Origin of the sequence: Streptomyces sp. NBC_00341 (assembly GCF_041435055.1) — a bacterium.
In the GTDB taxonomy this organism is placed as follows: domain Bacteria; phylum Actinomycetota; class Actinomycetes; order Streptomycetales; family Streptomycetaceae; genus Streptomyces.
The window spans coordinates 922,905-940,397 of record NZ_CP108002.1 but is presented as its reverse complement, the minus strand read 5'-3'; the positions used below and the strand labels follow the sequence as shown (position 1 = coordinate 940,397).

Annotated in this window: 13 protein-coding genes and 1 pseudogene; 5 read left to right on the top strand and 9 right to left on the bottom strand. The window is 71.3% G+C overall.

What is annotated here, in order from left to right:
- Positions 1-150: 150 nt before the first annotated feature.
- From OG892_RS04150 to OG892_RS04140, 3 genes are all read right to left on the bottom strand, one after another.
- The gene (locus tag OG892_RS04150) at positions 151-2,817 is read right to left on the bottom strand and encodes a DUF6493 family protein (protein WP_371628482.1); all 2,667 of its coding nucleotides are present in this window, start codon (positions 2,815-2,817) and stop codon (positions 151-153) included.
- The gene (locus OG892_RS04145; protein ID WP_371628481.1) at positions 2,814-4,190 is read right to left on the bottom strand and encodes an SWIM zinc finger family protein; all 1,377 of its coding nucleotides are present in this window, start codon (positions 4,188-4,190) and stop codon (positions 2,814-2,816) included. The genes OG892_RS04150 and OG892_RS04145 overlap by 4 nt, the downstream gene beginning before the upstream one ends.
- Positions 4,191-4,327: 137 nt before the next feature.
- A complete protein-coding gene (locus OG892_RS04140; RefSeq protein ID WP_371628480.1) occupies positions 4,328-5,797 on the bottom strand; it encodes a PLP-dependent aminotransferase family protein in 1,470 nt (489 codons plus the stop codon).
- A gap of 47 nt (positions 5,798-5,844) precedes the next feature.
- Between OG892_RS04140 and OG892_RS04135 the strand changes: the two are divergent.
- A pseudogene (locus OG892_RS04135) lies at positions 5,845-6,693 on the top strand (DMT family transporter); the annotation flags it as partial.
- Between the two features lie 57 nt (positions 6,694-6,750).
- Here the strand turns inward: OG892_RS04135 and OG892_RS04130 are convergent.
- Positions 6,751-7,581 carry an alpha/beta fold hydrolase gene (locus tag OG892_RS04130; protein ID WP_371628479.1) on the bottom strand — a complete coding sequence of 277 codons (831 nt, stop codon included), beginning with the start codon at positions 7,579-7,581 and terminating at the stop codon, positions 6,751-6,753.
- 152 nt (positions 7,582-7,733) lie between these two features.
- Here OG892_RS04130 and OG892_RS04125 point away from each other — a divergent pair, with 152 nt between their 5' ends.
- Together OG892_RS04125 and OG892_RS04120 are read left to right on the top strand one after the other, a co-directional pair.
- Positions 7,734-8,618, top strand: coding sequence for an RNA polymerase sigma-70 factor (locus tag OG892_RS04125; protein ID WP_371628478.1), 885 nt, complete (start codon positions 7,734-7,736; stop codon positions 8,616-8,618).
- Positions 8,619-8,981: 363 nt separating this feature from the next.
- On the top strand, positions 8,982-9,749 hold the full coding sequence (locus OG892_RS04120) for a GntR family transcriptional regulator (protein WP_073736233.1): 768 nt from the start codon (positions 8,982-8,984) through the stop codon (positions 9,747-9,749).
- Between the two features lie 53 nt (positions 9,750-9,802).
- On the opposite strand, the gene OG892_RS04115 is transcribed toward OG892_RS04120, so the two are convergent.
- The 3 genes from OG892_RS04115 to OG892_RS04105 form a co-directional block, all read right to left on the bottom strand.
- Positions 9,803-10,960: an ROK family transcriptional regulator gene (locus OG892_RS04115; protein WP_073736232.1), complete on the bottom strand. Its 1,158-nt coding sequence runs from the start codon at positions 10,958-10,960 to the stop codon at positions 9,803-9,805.
- A gap of 231 nt (positions 10,961-11,191) precedes the next feature.
- Positions 11,192-11,842, bottom strand: a complete 651-nt coding sequence (locus OG892_RS04110) for a response regulator transcription factor (RefSeq protein ID WP_073736231.1) — start codon at positions 11,840-11,842, stop codon at positions 11,192-11,194.
- Between the two features lie 4 nt (positions 11,843-11,846).
- On the bottom strand, positions 11,847-13,019 hold the full coding sequence (locus tag OG892_RS04105; protein WP_073736322.1) for a sensor histidine kinase: 1,173 nt from the start codon (positions 13,017-13,019) through the stop codon (positions 11,847-11,849).
- A gap of 108 nt (positions 13,020-13,127) precedes the next feature.
- Between OG892_RS04105 and OG892_RS04100 the strand changes: the two genes are divergently transcribed.
- Together OG892_RS04100 and OG892_RS04095 are read left to right on the top strand one after the other, a co-directional pair.
- The gene (locus OG892_RS04100) at positions 13,128-14,063 is read left to right on the top strand and encodes an ABC transporter ATP-binding protein (RefSeq protein WP_371628477.1); all 936 of its coding nucleotides are present in this window, start codon (positions 13,128-13,130) and stop codon (positions 14,061-14,063) included.
- Positions 14,064-14,065: 2 nt separating this feature from the next.
- Complete coding sequence (locus OG892_RS04095) at positions 14,066-14,803, top strand: ABC transporter permease (protein WP_371628476.1); 738 nt, start codon at positions 14,066-14,068, stop codon at positions 14,801-14,803.
- A gap of 53 nt (positions 14,804-14,856) precedes the next feature.
- On the opposite strand, the gene mug is transcribed toward OG892_RS04095, so the two are convergent.
- Together mug and purB are read right to left on the bottom strand one after the other, a co-directional pair.
- Entirely contained in the window at positions 14,857-15,498 is a 642-nt protein-coding gene (mug, locus tag OG892_RS04090) for a G/U mismatch-specific DNA glycosylase (protein WP_371628475.1), read from the bottom strand.
- A gap of 19 nt (positions 15,499-15,517) precedes the next feature.
- Positions 15,518-16,960 (bottom strand): adenylosuccinate lyase, encoded by a 1,443-nt coding sequence (gene purB, locus OG892_RS04085; RefSeq protein ID WP_371628474.1) that lies wholly within the window; start codon positions 16,958-16,960, stop codon positions 15,518-15,520.
- Between the last annotated feature and the right edge of the window lie 533 nt (positions 16,961-17,493).

Below are 17,493 nucleotides of genomic sequence, written 5' to 3'. Positions count from 1 at the left end.
TCACTGTGACGGAGCGGTGTTGCCTGATCACGAACGCCTTGTGACCGATGGGTTAAGTGTGGATCTAGTCGCCTTTCGTCGGTTTTTGGTCGGCTGGCCGGGTTTTTTGGCCGGCGGGCCGGGGCGTTCGAGCAACGCCCCGGCCGGTGCTCAGGCCGCCTCCGACCGGTCCCAGACGGCCTGCAGCCGCGCCGCCTGCCGCACCAGTTGCGTCGACCCGCCGCGCGCGGCGGTCGTGGCGAGACCGGCTATCGGCCCGGTCTCCTGCCGACCGCAGCGTTCCGCACATTCCGCGGCCACGGCCAGCAGATCACTCAGCCCCCGGGGAGCCCGCTCGCGGGACAGCAGCGCGGACAGCACCGGCACCAGCACCGCGAGCACGGTCCGATAGGCGCCGGTATCCGCTGCGGCCGCCGCCGAACTCGCCAGCCGTGCGGGTTTCACCAGCTCCCGGTCGATGAGTACGGTCAGCTCCCCGCCCAGGAGCGCCGCATCGAGCTGCCCCCGTGCGGCGAGGACGAGCAGGGCGTCCACGGCCGACAGCCGGTCCTCCGGATAGCGGGCGCCGAGCCCGTACCCCAGTGCGAGATGGATGGCGCTGCCGGCGGGTGCTGCGGTCTCGACGAGGGCCGGCAGCGGCGACGCGCCGCCGCGTTGGTCCTCGGCACATGTGGCGACGAAGGGCAGCAGCCACGCCGCCAGCGTCTCACTGTCTTCTGGCAGCACGGCCGTCCACTGCGGGGAACCACTGCCCCAGTGGTAGCAGGTCTGTGATCCCGGGGTGTGCGGGCGCCCGAGCCAGTGGAAGGCGCGGGGGAACTCCTGCTGGATGACCAGGCGCTCCCTGGTGGCCAGCAGGATGCGCCGGGCTCCGGCCGCGGACTGCCGCAACCAGCCCCGGACCGCGGGCGCTTCCGTCTCCACATGGTGGCGGAGCACCGGCGCCACGGGTTCGCCGGCCCGGATCCAGGCGGCCAGCCGGTCACCCTCCGCGGTGCCGAGCCCGGCTGCCCGTCCCGCGGCCTCGTCACCGCCCGTGCGCCGGACGCGCAGCAGTGCCTGTGCGAAGTCCGCGGGTCCCGGCTCGACGCCCAGCTCCCGGTACCGGCGGAGCCTGTCGACCAGCTCCACCGGGTCCAGGGACCCGGTGTGCCAGGTCGGAATGGCCAGCAGGAAGGGCAGCTCTCCGGCCCGTATCGCGGCAGCGGCCTCCCACAGCCGCGCGTGCGTCACCCCGTTGAGCGCGGCGTGGAAGCAGGTGCCCGCAGCAGCCGACCGGGCCCGGCCCTCGGCGAAGGCCTGCTCCGGGACCTGTCCGAGCAGCGAGGCCACGACCACGTGCGGGCCGTCGTGATTCCTGATGAACCGCCAGTCGATCTCGCCCTGTTCACCCGGCGCGGCCCACCACATCCCGGCGAGCGCCGGGCGCAGGGCTTCGGCCAGCGCGGTCCGGTTCGTGTGGGCACACCGGACCAGGCCGTCCAGGGCCCGCTCGAACTCGGGGACCTCCCGCGACCCGGACCGCACCAGGGCCACCACTTCCTCGACGAGCTCGGCGGTGTCCTCCGTGGCCGGGGCGAGGCGTCGTGGGACGGGAGCCGGTGGCAGGATCTCCTCGTAGACGTCAGCTTCCTGCCCGTCGCCGAGCAGATCACCGAACAGGGCGACGGCTGCCGAGCGGTGTGCCGGACCCAACTGCGCTGCCATGTCCGCCAGGTCCTGACGGACAGCGGGCGGGGCCGAGGGCAGATGGCGGGCGGTGAGCTTGAGCGCCCGCTCCTGGAGTCCGATGTCCGGGTGGCCGAAGGCCTCGCCCACCACGGGCAGCAGCTGTCCGGCAGCCGACGGGTCGCGGCGCAGGACCTTTCCCAGCAGCACCAGCTGGGCGCGGACCAGCTTCTTCTCCGTGCGGAAGAGCACCGGACCGGAGACGTCGGCCAGCTGGGCGACGGACAGCAGGCCGTGACCGTCCAGACGGGCGAGCACCTCCTGGGCGTGTCCGGCCACCGGAGAGGGGCCGTCCGCGGCCATCGCGATCCAGTCGGCGGCCCGTTCCGCCTCCTCCTGCGAGGTGGGTTCCAGACCGCGCAGCAGCAGTAGACAGAAGCGCAGGTCGGAGCTCTTCCCGCCCCGCAGCAGGCGGGTGGTGCAGCGCTCCAGGAGGAGGGTCCGGTCCAGGAGGCCCTCCGCGGTGAGGATGGTCAGCGCGGACGGCCAGCCGTCGTCCGGGCCCGGGTAGCCGGGCCAGGCCACCGGAGCGGGCAGCTCTGCCATGTCCAGGAGATGCGGCGCCAGGACGCCGAGGTACGGTTCGGCGCGCAGGACGTCGGTCAGCGGCGGGTACGGCCGCTGCCGCCACCGTGCGGAGTTGATCCGCTCGACCCAGCCACGGACGATGCCGTCGGAGGCAGGGAGCGGGCAGTCCGCCATCCGTACCAGTTCCACGACGAGCCGGTACTCCGCCTCGGAATCGACGGTGCGGGCGGCCAGCCGGTGGGCGAGATCGGCGAGCCAGACCGGATCGCGGTCGGCCAGCGCCTTTAGCACCCACGGATAGGGCGAATGCTCCCACTCGCGCAGTTCCCGGGCGCCGATCCAGGCCGCACAGCCCGCCGCTCCGGTGTGGCAGCCGGCGCCCGCCACCAGTACGGCCTTCATCGTTCTGGTGCGCTCGCGCCAGTCCCAGTCCCGGGCCTCCTTGCGTACCGCCTTCAACTCGGCCAGGGCCAGCCTGCGTTCGGCCCGGTCCAGCGGGGCCACCAGGCCGGGCACGTCCCGATGGCGGCCCTCGCGCACGGCCGTGAGCAGCTCCTTCATCGTGCACCCCCTGCGACGGTCGTGCCCCGGCGGGTCATCCGGACCGCGAGCGCGTGTTTGCACGGACCACGCCGGCCCCGGTAGTCGGCCCACCACTGGCAGGTGCAGCTCAGTGCGCCGCCGCTGCTCCGGCGGACCTGGTATCGGTGGTCGCCGGAGGCCACGGACGCCAGATCGCCGTCCAGGACGACCGCGCCGGCCTCGGCCAGCTGCCGCGCGGCCACCAGGCGCGGGTTGTGCCGCTCGGCCCGGTCCGCGTCGTAGGGCAGCTCGCGGTGGAAGTAGGCCGCGTCCGCGAGGTCGTAGCCCACGCGGCCCGCCGTTCCCAGCCGGACGAGCGCCGCGCGCACGCGATCCACCGGCAGGCCCGACTGCTCGGCCAGGTCGGCGGGGTCGATCCGGGGCTCCCAGGCCAGCAGTACGGAGACCAGCTCGGCGTCCGCCGCGGCGTCGTCGGTGGCGAGCGCCTCCAGTACCCCGCCCTCACCGGAGAAGCCGCGAGAGGCTTCGGGCGACAGCGTCAGCGTGAGCCGCATGCCGGGGAGCACCACCTCCCAGGCACTCGCGGTCGCCGCGCCTTCCGCTACCGGGCCGTACACCCGCAGCGCCGTCGCGTGCCGAAGGACGCGCTGAAGCGTGACCAGCCGCTCCGGACCCGGCAGGCAGACGGCCCCCGCCACCGGCCGCGTCGTCGGCCGCAGGGTCTTCCCGGCGGGAATCACCCACTGGGCGCCCCGCGAAGCGCTGCCCGGGGAACGGGGCAGCGACCGCAGGAACCGGACGGCCTCCGCCGCCGGGAGCTCGGCCCGCAGATCGAAGGCGGCGGAGGCCACCTGCGCCTCGGCGAAACCCCGCAGCCACCGGTCCGGCAGCGGAACCTTCTTCTCCACGACACGGCCCTCCAGCGTGGTCACCGCCATCTCCTGCGGCCCCACCCGCAGATGCAGCGGATCGTCGCCCGCTATCCGCGAAAGCGCCTCGCGCAGCGGATTGTTCACATCCACATTGGTCGTGCCGTGTCCCGTCTCCGAACCGTCCAGACCGTCCCGGAGCACGTCCAGGCGGGCGTACACCCCGCAGCAGCCGGAGAACGACTCAAAGCGCAGCCGGTCGCCGTTTCCCGTCACCACCGGGTCCAGCGAGGACAGCAGCGTCCGCTGGTAGTAGCGCGCGGCCGCCACGTCCGCCACCGCGAGCAGCCCGCGGGCCGCGATCCGGGGCGAGGTGAGGAAACCCTCGAAGAACCGGGGATGGGGCTCGGCGCCGCGCGGCGTGAGGCCGCCCGCTGTCTCCAGGCCGAGCAACTGCCCGGCCTGCGAGGACTTGAGAACGGACGGACGTGAGTAGGCCAGCGCCTGTACGGATCGGGTCATGAACAAAACGGTAGGACCCACCACTGACAATGGCCCCGGAGCGAGGTCGGAGGGCCCGGTTCCGGAGCTGCCGGCCGGGCGGGCGGATGAGCGGGCGGACGGATGAGCGCGAGGTGAACGGCCCTTTCGGATTCCCCTCAGCGCGAACCCTGCTGAGCCTCCGCCAGCAGCCGTACCCCCCGCGCGATGTCTACCGGTGCCAGTTGCGCGTATCCCAGCACCAGGCTCACGGAACGGTCCGCGGGACGCACGGTTCCGCAGTCGCTCATCAGCCGCAGCGCGATTCCGGCCTCGGCGGCACGGGCGGCGAAACCTGCCTCGGGACCGTACCGTTCGGGCAGCCGGGCGATGATGTGGAGCCCGGCGGCGATACCGCTCACCTCGGTGCCGGGGAAGTGCTCGGTCAACGCGGCGGTCAGGGTGTCGCGGCGCGCCCGGTAGGCACGCTGGCAGCGCCGCAGCTGACGGTCATAGCCGCCCCGGGTGATGAAGTCGGCGAGAACCGCCTGGTCGACGGCAGGGTTGCCGAGGTCCATCGTGCGTTTGCGGTCGACGATCTCGTCCGTCATCGACGCCGGTGCCAGCAGCCATCCCAGCCGCAGACCGGGTGCCAGCGATTTGCTCACGGATCCGGTGTACACGACGTGTTCCGGATCCAGCCCCTGCAACGCACCGACGGGCGCCCGGTCGTAGCGGAAGTCACCGTCGTAGTCGTCCTCCATGATCACCCCGTCGACGTCCCTCGCCCAGTCCAGGAGCCGGCTCCGGCGGGCGGCGGAGTACGCGATTCCGGTGGGGAACTGATGGGCCGGTGTGGTCATCACGGCACGTACCCCGGAGCGCGTCAGCGGCTCCGTGGCCAGCCCTTCGTCATCGAGCGGCAGCGGGGCCGTAGTAAGGCCCGTCGAGGCGAAGAGCGTGGCGTGTTCGGGGCTCCCCGGATCCTCGACACCGACGGTGCGCAGCCCGCGTTCGCGCAGCACGAACCCGAGCAGCGTCGTCGCCTGCGCCACGCCCGAACAGACCAGCAGGCGCTCCGGATCGGCCACCACCCCGCGACGCCTCGCCAGCAGGGCCGCCAGCGCGACCCGCAGCTCGGGCAGTCCACGTGGATCCGGATAGCCCAGGGCGCTGTGCGGCAGCCTGCCGAGCACCGAACGGTGGGCCGCGGCCCAGGCGCTGCGCGGAAAGAGCGAGAGGTCCGGCGTACCGGGTCGGAAGTCGACGAGGGTGCCGGGGCCGCGCGGCGCGAGATCCCGGGCCCGGTCCGCGGCGGCCCGCACCGATCCGCTCACCCAGGTACCCGCCCCGCGCCCGCTGTGCAGATAGCTCTCGGCGGTCAGCTGCTCGTACGCCTCGGTGACCAGACCCCGCGAGACGCCGAGGTCGGCCGCGAGCTCACGACTGGACGGAAGCCGGGTCCCCGGCGTCAGACGGCCCGAGCGGACGGCGTCGCGCAACGCCGACTGAAGGGCGCGACCGCGACCGCGGGCCGGGGCGGACGCCGCCGGAAGCAGCAGCTCCCAGGCGGCGGAAACCGGTGCCCGGTCACCGTTGCCCCCGCTGCCGTCGCTGTCCGGTCCTGGATTGGTCCCCGAAGACGTCATGGAAGTGGACCTTAAACCGGACCGCCGCGCTCCATAGCGTTGGCACCATGAATTCGACTTCTCTGCGCGGCGCACTGCTCGCCGCCTTCGCCTGCACCCTCGTGGGTGCCTCCTTCACCGCCAACAGCGTCCTCGGCGACTACCCGTACGCGGGCGGCCAGGCGCTGCGCTACGGACTGGCGGGCCTGCTGCTCCTGCCTCTTCTGCGACGGGGCGGGGCGCCCCCGCCCACGGCCACGCTGCGCACACTCAGCGGCCGCCAGTGGGCGCGCCTGGGCCTGCTCTCGGCGGTCGGAATGGTCGGCTTCAACCTGGCCGTCCTGACCGCGGAGCGGAGTGCGGAACCCGCTGTTCCGGGAGTCTTCGTCGGGTGCGCCCCGATCGTCGTGGCGGTGCTCGTACCGCTGCTGGACGGGCGCCGGCCGACGCGCCCGGTGATCTACGCGGCGGGGCTGGTCGCCGCGGGAGCCTTCACCGTGCAGGGCTGGGGCCGTACGGACCTGGCTGGCATCCTCTGCTCCGTCGGCGCGCTGGCCGGTGAGGTGGGCTTCGCGGTCATCGCCGTACCCGTCCTGCGTCCGCTCGGTCCGCGGCTGCTGTCCGCCACGGTCTGTGTGATCGCCGCCGTGGAGTCGGTCGTACTGGGCCTGCTGCTGGACGGCGGAGGCTTCCTGCCGATGCCCACGGGCGGTGAGGCGCTGGCGCTCCTCTGGCAGGCCGCCGTCGTCACGGTCATCGGGTTCGTCTGCTGGTACATGGGCCTCCAGCGCATCGGTGCCGAGCGCGCCACGCTCTTCTGCGGGCTCGTTCCGGTCTCCGCCGCGCTCACCGCCCCCCTGGTCGGTACCGGCTCCTACGGTGTCGCGCAGGCCGCCGGCAGCTGTCTGGTCGGGCTGGGAGTGGCCTTCGGCTCCGGTGTACTGCGCCGGCGCGGGGCCGTGGCCGTACCGGACTCAGCGGCTGGTGTCGAGAACGACCCGCGCCACAAGAGCGGGGTCGTCGCTCATCGGGACATGGCCGCAGCCGGGCAGCCGGACCAGCCGGGCACCGGGAACGGTGTGCTTGGCCCGGATCCCCTGGCGGCGCAGGAGCAGCCGGTCGCCGCTGCCCCACGCGATGGTCACCGGCAGCCCCGGCACGTCGTCGGTGAACCTGACGTCGCGTCCGACGGCCAGCGTCTGGTGGAAGCCGGCGGCCTCGCGCAGGGCGACCGTCTCCCGTACCGCAGCCTCAGGTGAACGGCGGCCGGGCCGGGCGTAGATGGTGCTGGTCAGCACCGCCCGGCCGGCCGGTGTGCGGGAGAGCCGCTCGATGAGCGGCAGTGGTATGGAACCGGCGGCCAGCCGCATGGCGCGCAACGTGCCGAACGCGTAGCGCCGCTCGCGCTCGGTCCAGAACCCGGCGGGCGACAGCGCCGTCACCGAGCGCACGCGCTTCTCGCGCCCCAGCTCCAGCGCCAGCAGCCCGCCGAGCGAGTTGCCCGCGACATGCGGGCGGTCCAGGCCCAGCTCCTCGCAGAAGGCGCCCAGCAGTGACGCCAAGGTCGCCAGGTCGTACTGGAGACCGTCGGGCAGTGCGGGCGAGGCACCGAAGCCCGGCAGGTCGACTGCGATGACGTTCCGTTCCACGGCGAGGACGGGGATCACCGGGTCCCAGGCCTGGCGGTGGTGGCCGATGCCGTGGAGAAGCAGCAGCGGCTCCCCGGCACCTGTCCGCTCGTACGCGACGGACACGGGCCGGGGCCCGCCGGGTGAGCCGACGGTGAACGAGGCCGTGGTTGCCATGGGATGCTCCCCGATGTTCCGGCACGGGGCAGCCGCGCCTGTCGACGGATTAGACAAGTCGTCAACAACAATTACCGCCAGGTAGCTTCGAGTTCAAGAGGTCCTCGCGATTCGAACTGGACACCGTGCGGCCCGTCGGCTGGGATGGGGCGGTGACAACCGACATCGTGACCGACGCCTTTGAAGAGCACAGACCCGTGCTCACCGGGGTCGCCTACCGCATGCTGGGCCGGATCGCCGACGCGGAGGACGTGGTCCAGGAGGCATGGCTCCGCTGGTCGTCCGTGGTGCGAGAGGACGTGCGCGAGCCACGCGCCTTCCTGGTCAGGACCGTTACCCGGCTGGCCATCGACCGACTGCGCCAACTCCGGTCCCGGCGCGAGGCGTACGTGGGGCCATGGCTGCCCGAACCTCTCGTCACCGACTTCGGTCCCGCGGTGCCCGACACGGCGGAGCGGGCCGTGCTCGCCGACTCCGTCTCCGTCGCGGTGCTCGTCGTCCTCGAGTCGCTGTCCCCGCTGGAGCGCGCCGTCTTCGTGCTGCGTGAGGCCTTCGGCTTTCCGTACGGCGAGATCGCCACGACACTCGACCGGACAGAGGCCGCCGTCCGCCAGCTCGCCGGCCGGGCCCGACGCCATGTGGAGGAGCGCAAACCGCGCTACGACGTCGATCCCGTCCACCGCCGTGACCTGACGGAGCGTTTCCTCGCGGCGGCCGCGGGCGGTGACATCGATGCGCTGCTCGCGCTCCTCGCCCCGGACGTACGGCTCGTCGGTGACAGCGGCGGGAAGTCGAAGGCGCCGCTGCGGATTCTGGAGAGCGCGGACAAGGTCGGCCGCTTCCTCGTCGGCATCGGACAGGAACCGATCCCGGACCTGGAGGTCCGGAGCCTGGAGTTGAACGGCGGGCCGGCGCTGCTGGTCCTCATCGGCGGCAAGCCCGATTCCGTGATGCAGGTGGATGTGCGGGACGGACTCATTCAGTGCCTGTATATCGTTCGAAACCCAGACAAGCTCACATCTTTCGGCGGCACATGATCGGCGGGATCCGCCACCTGCCGAAATCGTCCGATTATTGTGCATCCTCTCTGATATCAGTGCTTACTATTCCGGCTGCCCCTGTGTGAAGTCGCCGCCCGGTCACCGCCGCCGGACCCCTGTGCGCAGAACGCTCCCGAAGCCCCACGGACCTGCTCGGACGTGGGGCTTTGTGCTGCGTGCGGCGCACCGGTCCGCGAACGCCCTGTGAACGCTCTGCGACAGCGCCTCGTTTCACAGGGTTACCGGCTAAGGATTGGTCTTGACCAAGGGGGTGTGCCGTCCTATGGTCGCAACGTTAAGACAGGAACCTTTAATAAATAACGTCGCGGAAAAGCCGCTGGGCGATTGCGGAGGACAAGGGTGGGGACCACGCAGCTGGAATCGGTGCCGGAGCCGAAGTACTGGCACCTGAAGACCGTGCTCAGTGAGGCACTCGACTCGGACTTTGCGGTGGGGGAGATCCTCCCCAACGAGCGGGAGCTCGCCGCCCGGTTCGGCGTCGCCCGAGCCACGCTCCGGCAGGCGCTGGAGCAGCTCGAACTCGAAGGCAGGCTGCAGCGCCGGCGAGGGGTCGGGACCACGGTCGCGCCGCCGCGCGTGGGTGTGGCCGTCTCCACCGCTCAGCACGACTGGAGCGGAGGCGGCGCGGGTGAGGCGTGGCAGCCGGTGGACTGCCGGACCGCGGCAGCCCCTGCGGCGGTGGCCGATGCGCTCGACGTGGCAGGCGACGAGCTCGTCCACGTCGTGCGACGGATCCGCGTCTCCCACGGGCAGGCCGTCGCGGCGGAGCTGCTGTACGTGCCGTCGTCCTCCGTTCCCGAGCTCTCCGCGATAGACGCGCCGTCCGGCTCCGCCAGGGCCCGCGGTGTCGTGCGTGAACTGCACCGGCTCGGGCTCGACGGTCAGGACCGCTCGGTGGAGCTCGGCTCGGCCCGCGCGGACGATGCCAAGGAGCTCGACCGGCTTCCGGGGGCCCCTGTCCTCGTCGTCACCACCCGTTACCTCGCCGCAGGCGGCACGGCGGCCGTTTCCGTCGCCACCTACCGGGCCGACACCTGTCGACTCACCTTCGGTGACTCGGGCGATGTGGAGATCAGCCACCACGACCAGGAGCGCCAGGCCTCCTGACCGGCTGCCTCCAGGAGGGTCCGCCGGGACTCGTGACCTGCGGCCCGTCGCGCTCAGCGGCGGGCCGTCACCGTTCCCTCCACGGCGAACAACTGCTCCTCCACGTGGTCGAGCGCCAGCCGCAGTGCCCCCGTCGCGACAGCCGCCTCGCCGAGCAGCGACAGCGCCACCCGTGGGGGCCGCAGACAGTAGCGGGCCAGCTCGCCGCGGAGCGGGTTGAGCACCCCGTCCAGTCCGGCTGCCCACCCTCCGACGACCACCAGCTCAGGATCGAGCGCCAGCACCAGCGCGGCGACATCGTGGACCAGCCGCTGGATGAACCGCTCGACCGCCGCCTGCGCCTGCTCGTCGCCGTGCCGCGCTTTCGCGAACACGGCGGCCACCGCGTGCTCGTCCAGCGGGTCCAGAGGCGTGTCCGTCGTGGACAGCAGCCGCTCCGGTGTGACGTCACGGCCGAGCAGATGCAGCGCACCGATCTCGCCCGCCGCACCGCCGAAGCCGCGGTGCAGCCGTCCGCCGATCAGCGATCCCGCTCCAGGACTCAGCCCCGCGAGCACGAACACGATGTCGTCGGACTCGGTGGCCGCGCCCTTCCAGTGCTCCGCGACCGCCGCTGCGTTCGCATCGTTCTCCACGAGCACAGGGCAGCGGAAGGACCGCCGAAGCCGCTCACCGAGGGCCAGGCCGGTCCAGCCCGGAAGCGCGGTGCCCAGCCTGACCGTGCCGTCGGCCTCCACGATGCCGGGGCTGCCGACCCCGACCGCCCGAAGGCTGCTGCGGGCGACGCCGGTGCGCCGCAGGACTTCGGCGACCACGGTCCGCACCTTGTCGAGGCGGTCGTCGGCACAGGCGGTCTCGGACACCGCACGTGAGCCCGCGCCGATGATCCGGCCGTCCAGGCCCGACAGCAGCGCCGAGACCCGGTGCGGGCCGATCTCGATGCCCAGCAGGTGCCCGGCCTCGGCCCGGAACCGGAAACGCCGGGCCGGACGCCCCTGCCGTCGTGCCTCGGCGCCGTCGGGCGCCGACTCGACGACCAGGCCCGCCTCGAAGAGCCCTTCCACGACGCCCTCGACCGTCGGCCGCGAAAGCCCGGTGATCCGCGTCAGGTCTGTGAGGGTCGGGGATCCGGCGCCCCTGAGGGCGTGCAGTACCACCGCGGAATTGATCCGACGCAGCAACGACGGGTCCCCACCGGTCAGCCGGCCCACGGTGTGTCCTCCCAGCTCGTGCGCATGTCAGGCGGATGGTACTCGTTGCACAGAGGCGCGGCGACTGCGGGACTCGACGCCGCCCGCGAAGGACCGGGACCATCCGGCGCCCGGCCTGATTCTGGTCCGGGCCCATCCCGCGGCCGGCCCGGGTTCACCTCGGCTTCGGCCCGGCGTCGGCCTGAGCTCTGGTCCTGCTCCGGCCGGCCCTGTTCCTGGTCTGGTCCGGGTTCAGCTGGGTGCGACGAATCCGGACTCATAGGCGGCGATGACGGCCTGCGTGCGGTCGCGGGCACCCAACTTCGCCAATACGGCGCTGACATGTGTCTTCACCGTCTGCACACCCACCACGAGCCTCTCCGCGATCTCCGCGTTGGACAGGCCCCGGGCCATCAGCCGCAGCACAGCGGCCTCGCGCTCGGTGAGCGAAGCCTGGTCCATGGCCTCGCGCGCCCTGTTCGTCCCGTACTCGGCGGCCAGTTGCCGGACCGCCGCCGGGAACAACAGGGACTCGCCCTCCGCCACCAGCCGCACGGCGTTCACGATCTCGGTGGGCCGGGCCCGCTTCAGGAGGAAACCGTCCGCCCCCGCACGCAGTGCCTCATAGACGTACTCGTCATTCTCGAACGTCGTCACCACCAGGATCTTCGGCGGATCGGGCACCGTGCGCAGCACCACTCTGGTCGCCTCTATCCCGTCCATCAGCGGCATCCGGACGTCCATCGCGATGACATCGGGCCGCAGCTGACGGACCAGGGGGATCACCGCGGCTCCGTCCCCCGCCTCACCGACGACCTCGATATCGGGCTGGGCCTCCAGGACCGCGCGCAGACCCGCGCGGACCAGGGGTTCGTCATCGACGAGAAGAACGGTAACCGGCATTCGGTCAGCGTATGCGGTCCAGCGGAAGGCTCGCGTGCACTATCCATTCCCCCTCGTACAGGCCTGTCTTGGCGTTTCCGCCGAGCAGAGCCGCTCTCTCCCGGATTCCCCGCAGCCCCGTTCCACCCCCGGGTGCACCGGTCGAGCCCGTGAACGGGTTGGTCACCTCCAATTCCAGACGGCCCTCCGCCACGCTGATCCGGACCCGGACGGGGGCGGCCCGCGAGTGCCGCAGGGCATTGGTGAGGGACTCCTGAAGGATGCGGTACCCCTCACGCGACACCGACCCCGGTACCTGCTCCAGGGGACCGGACACCTCGGCATCGACTTTGGCCCCGGCTCCCCGCGCGGAGTCCAGCAAGCGGTCCGCCTCGATCAGAGACGGCCGTTGTCCCGGCGGCGTACCCGACTCGCGCAGTACTCGTAGCACCCGTTCCAGGTCTTCGAGCGCGCAGCGGCCGGTCTCCTCGATCGCCACCAGCGCCCGTTCGGTGAACTCCGGGTCGCGTGCCGCCCTGGCGGCCCCCGCCTGCACCACAGCCACCGTCAGCGCGTGCCCGATCGAGTCGTGCAGTTCGCGCGCGATCCGGTTGCGTTCCAGGAGCTGTTCGGTGCGCTCCTCCAGCACGGTCAGTCGCTGGACCGGTGTCGGTCCCAGCAGCCAGCGGGCCGCCGCAGTGATCAGCTCTCCGCAGCCCACGATCACCGGAAACATGATCAGCAGGGGAACGGGCGCGAGGAGCGCAGCCCACCAGTGCGGTCCGAGGCCGGTGGCGAACCATTCGTCGCTCGGTTCCGAACCGAGTGCCGAGCGGACGAGGTCGACCGTCGTGGCCGGCAGCCACACCGTCGCGAGACCGGCCAGCCCCGCACACAGCAGCCGCACCTCCAGCCAGAGCGCGGTCCGCCAGCGCTCGGACCAGGACGTGGAGGGTGCGACAGAGATGGTCGCGTCGGGGGCGCCGCGCTCCGCAGGCGTGAGCAGGAGCTGCGCCTGGATCCCCTCGGCGAGCCGCATGCCGGGTATCAGGCCGGCCAGCGCCGCGAGGACGACGGGAACCCACGGCGTGTCCATCGAGATGAACAGCCACACGCTCACGGCGGCGGACGGCATGAGCAGATGCAGCCAGCGAGTGTAGGTGACCTGCGCGGTCAACGGGTGGAGGAAGCGGAGCATGCTGCCCATCGTGCCAGCGTGCTCGGGGGCGGCGGCTCCCCCGAGCGAGGGAGGTGATCCACTCCTGCGGGGGAGGATCGTCGCCGGCGGGGCGGTCAGGCTGAGGACATGACCAGTATCGATGTCCACGAGCTCACGAAGGACTACGGCGGGACCCGCGCCGTGGACCATCTCACCTTCAGCGTCCGGCCCGGCAGGGTCACCGGATTCCTCGGGCCCAACGGGGCGGGCAAGTCCACCACCATGCGGCTGGTCCTCGGGCTGGACCGGCCCACAGGCGGCTCTGCCACCGTCGGTGGTAAGGCCTACGCGGCCCTCAGCGAGCCGTTGCGCCGGGTTGGGGTACTCCTCGATCCGCAGGCCGCTCATGGCTCGCGGACGGCCCGCGACCACCTGCTGATGCTCGCGACGAGCAACCGCATGGGCCGCGGCCGAGTCGAGGAGGTGCTGGAGGAGGCCGGCCTCGCCCAGGTGGGCGGACGCCGGATCAAGACGTTCTCTCTCGGCATGCGCCAACGGCTCGGCATAGCGGCGGCGCTGCTCGGTGACCCGGACGTGGTCATGCTGGACGAGCCGTCGAACGGGCTGGATCCGGAGGGCATCGTCTGGATCCGGGAGCTGATGAAGCGGCTCGCCCGCGAGGGCCGCACCGTGCTTGTTTCCAGTCACCTGATGAACGAGACGTCGTCGTTCGCCGACCATCTGATCGTGCTCGGGCGCGGACGGCTCCTCGTCGACCTGCCGATGCAGGAGTTCCTCGACTCCCGTAGCCGGCCCAGGGTGCGGATGCGCACGACGGAATCCGCCCGGCTCGGCGAGGTTCTGGCACGCAGCGGATACCGGGCCGCGCAGGGTGAGGACGGCCGGTGGACCGTCGAGGACGCCAAGGCGCGGGAGATCGGAGCGATGGCAGCCAGAGAGGGCATCGCGGTCCTGGAGCTCATGGACGAGCAGGCCACTTTGGAACAGGCCTATCTGGATCTCACCGCTGGTGCCGTGGAGTTCGCTTCCGCCGCCTCGCCCACCAGACCTCAGGAGGCCTGACCATGTCGACAACCGCAGTCCTGCGCTCCGAGTGGATCAAGATCAGATCGCTGCGCTCCGTCTCAGGATCCCTGATAGCTGTCTTCCTCGTCACCATGGTCGTCACCGTGCTGACATTCGCCACTGTCGGTCAGGCCGGGGCGGACGACGCGGACGCCGAACTCGTTTTCGGTGCCTTCTACGCACTGAACTTCGGTCAGATCGCGGCCATCAGCTTCGGCGCGACGGCGATTTCGTCCGAGTACCTCAATGGCGCGCTGCGCATGTCGCTCGCGGCGGTTCCGCGCCGCACCCACTTCTACACGGTCAAGATGTCGCTCGTCGGAGGAGCGGCGCTGGTGGTCGGCCTCATCACCACCTTCAGCTCGTTCCTGTCGGGACAGCTCTTCATGGGGGAGTACGCCATCGGCCTCGGCGAACCGGGCGCATTGAGAGCGGCGTTCGGAGGAGCGATATATCTGGCGCTGATGGCCCTGTTGGCGGCGGGGCTGACCGTCCTGCTGCGCAGCGCGATTGTCGTGCTCAGTCTGCTCATCCCCTTCATCCTGATCGTCTCGTTCGTCGTCGGGGACATAGCCGGCGGTGCGGCCGACTATCTGCCGGACCGGGCTGGACAGCTGGTGCTTCACCAGCACCCGGAAGGCAGTCTGGGCCCATGGACGGGACTGGCCGTCACCGCCGGCTGGGCCGCGGTGACGATGTTGGCCGGATGGTGGGCGCTCCGACGCCGCGACGCCTGAGCATGGGAGTCTCGCCGGGGTGAGGACGAGGCAGCAGCGGTGCGCGTACGGCTTCAGGCCTCTGAGGGGCGGGCAGCCTCGCCCGTGCTGATGATGTCGTGCCCTGGGCCCCGGGCTCTGGACCCCGGAGCTGAGGTCTCGGCGGTGTGGGGGAGAGAGTCCGCGGTGACGGCATCGCGGAGCCGTCCGTACTCCGCGGCCATCGTCTGAGCGGTCCAGTGGGCGTTGAGGCCACTGGGGTTGGGCAGGGCCCAGACGCGGGCTCCGCCGATCGTCCGTTCCTGCCGTCCGATTTGGGCCCGCCGTTCACCGAACGCCGTCCGGTAGGCCGTGATGCCGACCACCGCCAGCCACTGCGGTCGTAGCCGTTCCACCTTGGCGGTGAGGATCTCTCCCCCGGCGCGGAACTCCTCGGCGGTGAGTTCGTCGGCGCGGGCTGTGGCTCTGGCGACCACGTTGGTGATACCCAGCCCGTACTGAAGCAGCTCGGACTGCTCGGAGGGCCTCAACTGCCGTGATGTGAAACCCGACAGATGGAGTACCGGCCAGAAGCGATTGCCGGGGAAAGCGAAGTGGTGGCCCGTGGCACCAGTCATCAGGCTCGGATTGATTTCGCAGAACAGCACGCGAAGGCCGCCCGCGGCCACATCGGGAACAGTGCGGCCACGGGCGGCCTGGAGCTCTTCGGGTGTCATCGTCCAGGGCCGCGCGACATCAGAGGATGGAACCAGGCGCGTACCCGGCGGCCTCCGGGTGCTGCTTGGTGATCTCCTCGATCCGGGAGACGAGGGCTGTGACCTGGTCACCCGCGGCGCCCGTGAACGAGAGCTTGTCGGCCATCAGCTCGTCCAACTGGGCGCGGTCCAGCGGAATGCGCTCGTCGGCGGCCAGCTTGTCCAGCAGCTCATTGCGCTCCGTGCCCTGCTCGCGCATGGCCAGGGCGGAAGCGACCGCGTTCTCCTTGATGGCCTCGTGGGCGACCTCACGCCCGACACCCGCACGCACCGCTCCCATCAGCACCTTGGTGGTGGCGAGGAACGGGAGGTAGCGGTCCAGCTCACGGGCGACCACGGCAGGGAAGGCGCCGAACTCGTCGAGCACCGTCAGGAAGGTCTCCACCAGACCGTCGAACGCGAAGAACGCGTCCGGCAGTGCCACCCGGCGCACCACGGAGCAGGACACATCGCCCTCGTTCCACTGGTCGCCCGCCAGCTCGCCGGTCATCGAGGCGTAGCCGCGCAGGATCACCATCAAACCGTTGACGCGCTCGCAGGAGCGGGTGTTCATCTTGTGCGGCATCGCGGACGAGCCGACCTGACCGGGCTTGAAACCCTCGGTCACCAGTTCGTGGCCGGCCATCAGCCGGATGGTCTTCGCGACCGAGGAAGGAGCGGCGGCCAGCTGTACCAGCGCGGTCACCACGTCGTAGTCGAGCGAGCGCGGGTAGACCTGGCCGACGGAGGTGAAGGCCTGTGCGAAGCCGAGGTGGCCGGCGATGCGCTGCTCCAGGTCGGCCAGCTTCCCGGCGTCCCCGCCCAGCAGGTCGAGCATGTCCTGGGCCGTGCCGACGGGCCCCTTGATGCCGCGCAGCGGATAGCGCCCCAGCAGGTCCTCCAGCCGGCCGTAGGCCACCAGCAGCTCGTCAGCCGCTGTCGCGAACCGCTTGCCGAGCGTCGTGGCCTGCGCGGCGACATTGTGGGAGCGACCGGCGATGACCAGCTCGCGGTACTCGCCGGCCAGCCTGCCGAGCCGGGCCAGCACGGCCACGGTGCGGTCGCGCATCAGTTCCAGGGAGAGCCGGATCTGAAGCTGCTCGACATTCTCGGTCAGGTCCCGGGACGTCATGCCCTTGTGGACCTGCTCATGGCCGGCGAGAGCGTTGAACTCCTCGATGCGGGCCTTGACGTCATGCCGGGTGACCTTCTCGCGCTCAGCGATGGAGGCCAGGTCGACCTGGTCGAGGACGCGCTCGTAATCGGAGAGAGCGGCATCGGGTACCTCGATCCCGAGGTCCTTCTGGGCGCGCAGCACCGCCAGCCACAGCTGACGTTCCAGCTTCACCTTCTGCTCGGGGGACCAAAGGACAGCCAGCTCCGTGGAGGCGTAGCGGCCGGCCAGGACATTGGGGATGCGAGGCTTCGCAGACACAGCAGTCACGTGTCGTGAGCTTACCGGTCTTCTTCAGCGGCTCGTGAGCGTCCACCGACTCCAGAAGGTCCAGGTCGGAGGCTTCTGGGCCCGGTCCCACCCGCAGCGTATGAGACATCCGTGAGACGAACGGCCCCTGGGGCTGTGATTACGGCCCCAGCGGGACCGTGTGGGGAATCCACTCCCGGCAGAGGAGTCGCACCCGCGCCGGACTGGAGCCAGCACATGGAACCAGGCACCCGGCTCCGTGCGCAGTGCCTGGGAGCGCGGTGCGGCCATGAGCGATGATGCCGGTGGGGCGGCGTGCGCACCGCGCGGGAACGGCGTACTCAGCGCGCGGGAGCAGAGCTGGCTCGTGCCGGCGTGCGGAACGGAGCCCTGGCCCGTGCACAGCGCGCGGTAACAGAGCTGGCCAGTGCCGGCGTGGGGGACGGAGCCCGGTCCGTACCCAGCGCGCGGGAACAGGGCCGGTCCGTGTCGGCCCCGGGGAGTGGCCGGTCGGCGGGGCCGTTGCGCCACTGAGCCGGCTTGAGCAGGGCTGC

Coding starts and splice junctions, on each gene's coding strand:
- OG892_RS04110 (WP_073736231.1), bottom strand. CDS start 11,842: ATGCCGGTTACCGTTCTTCTCGTCGATGACGAACCCCTGGTCCGCGCG.
- OG892_RS04130 (WP_371628479.1), bottom strand. CDS start 7,581: ATGGCAACCACGGCCTCGTTCACCGTCGGCTCACCCGGCGGGCCCCGG.
- OG892_RS04150 (WP_371628482.1), bottom strand. CDS start 2,817: ATGAAGGAGCTGCTCACGGCCGTGCGCGAGGGCCGCCATCGGGACGTG.
- mug (WP_371628475.1), bottom strand. CDS start 15,498: ATGACACCCGAAGAGCTCCAGGCCGCCCGTGGCCGCACTGTTCCCGAT.
- OG892_RS04105 (WP_073736322.1), bottom strand. CDS start 13,019: ATGCTCCGCTTCCTCCACCCGTTGACCGCGCAGGTCACCTACACTCGC.
- OG892_RS04095 (WP_371628476.1), top strand. CDS start 14,066: ATGTCGACAACCGCAGTCCTGCGCTCCGAGTGGATCAAGATCAGATCG.
- OG892_RS04100 (WP_371628477.1), top strand. CDS start 13,128: ATGACCAGTATCGATGTCCACGAGCTCACGAAGGACTACGGCGGGACC.
- OG892_RS04145 (WP_371628481.1), bottom strand. CDS start 4,190: ATGACCCGATCCGTACAGGCGCTGGCCTACTCACGTCCGTCCGTTCTC.
- OG892_RS04140 (WP_371628480.1), bottom strand. CDS start 5,797: ATGACGTCTTCGGGGACCAATCCAGGACCGGACAGCGACGGCAGCGGG.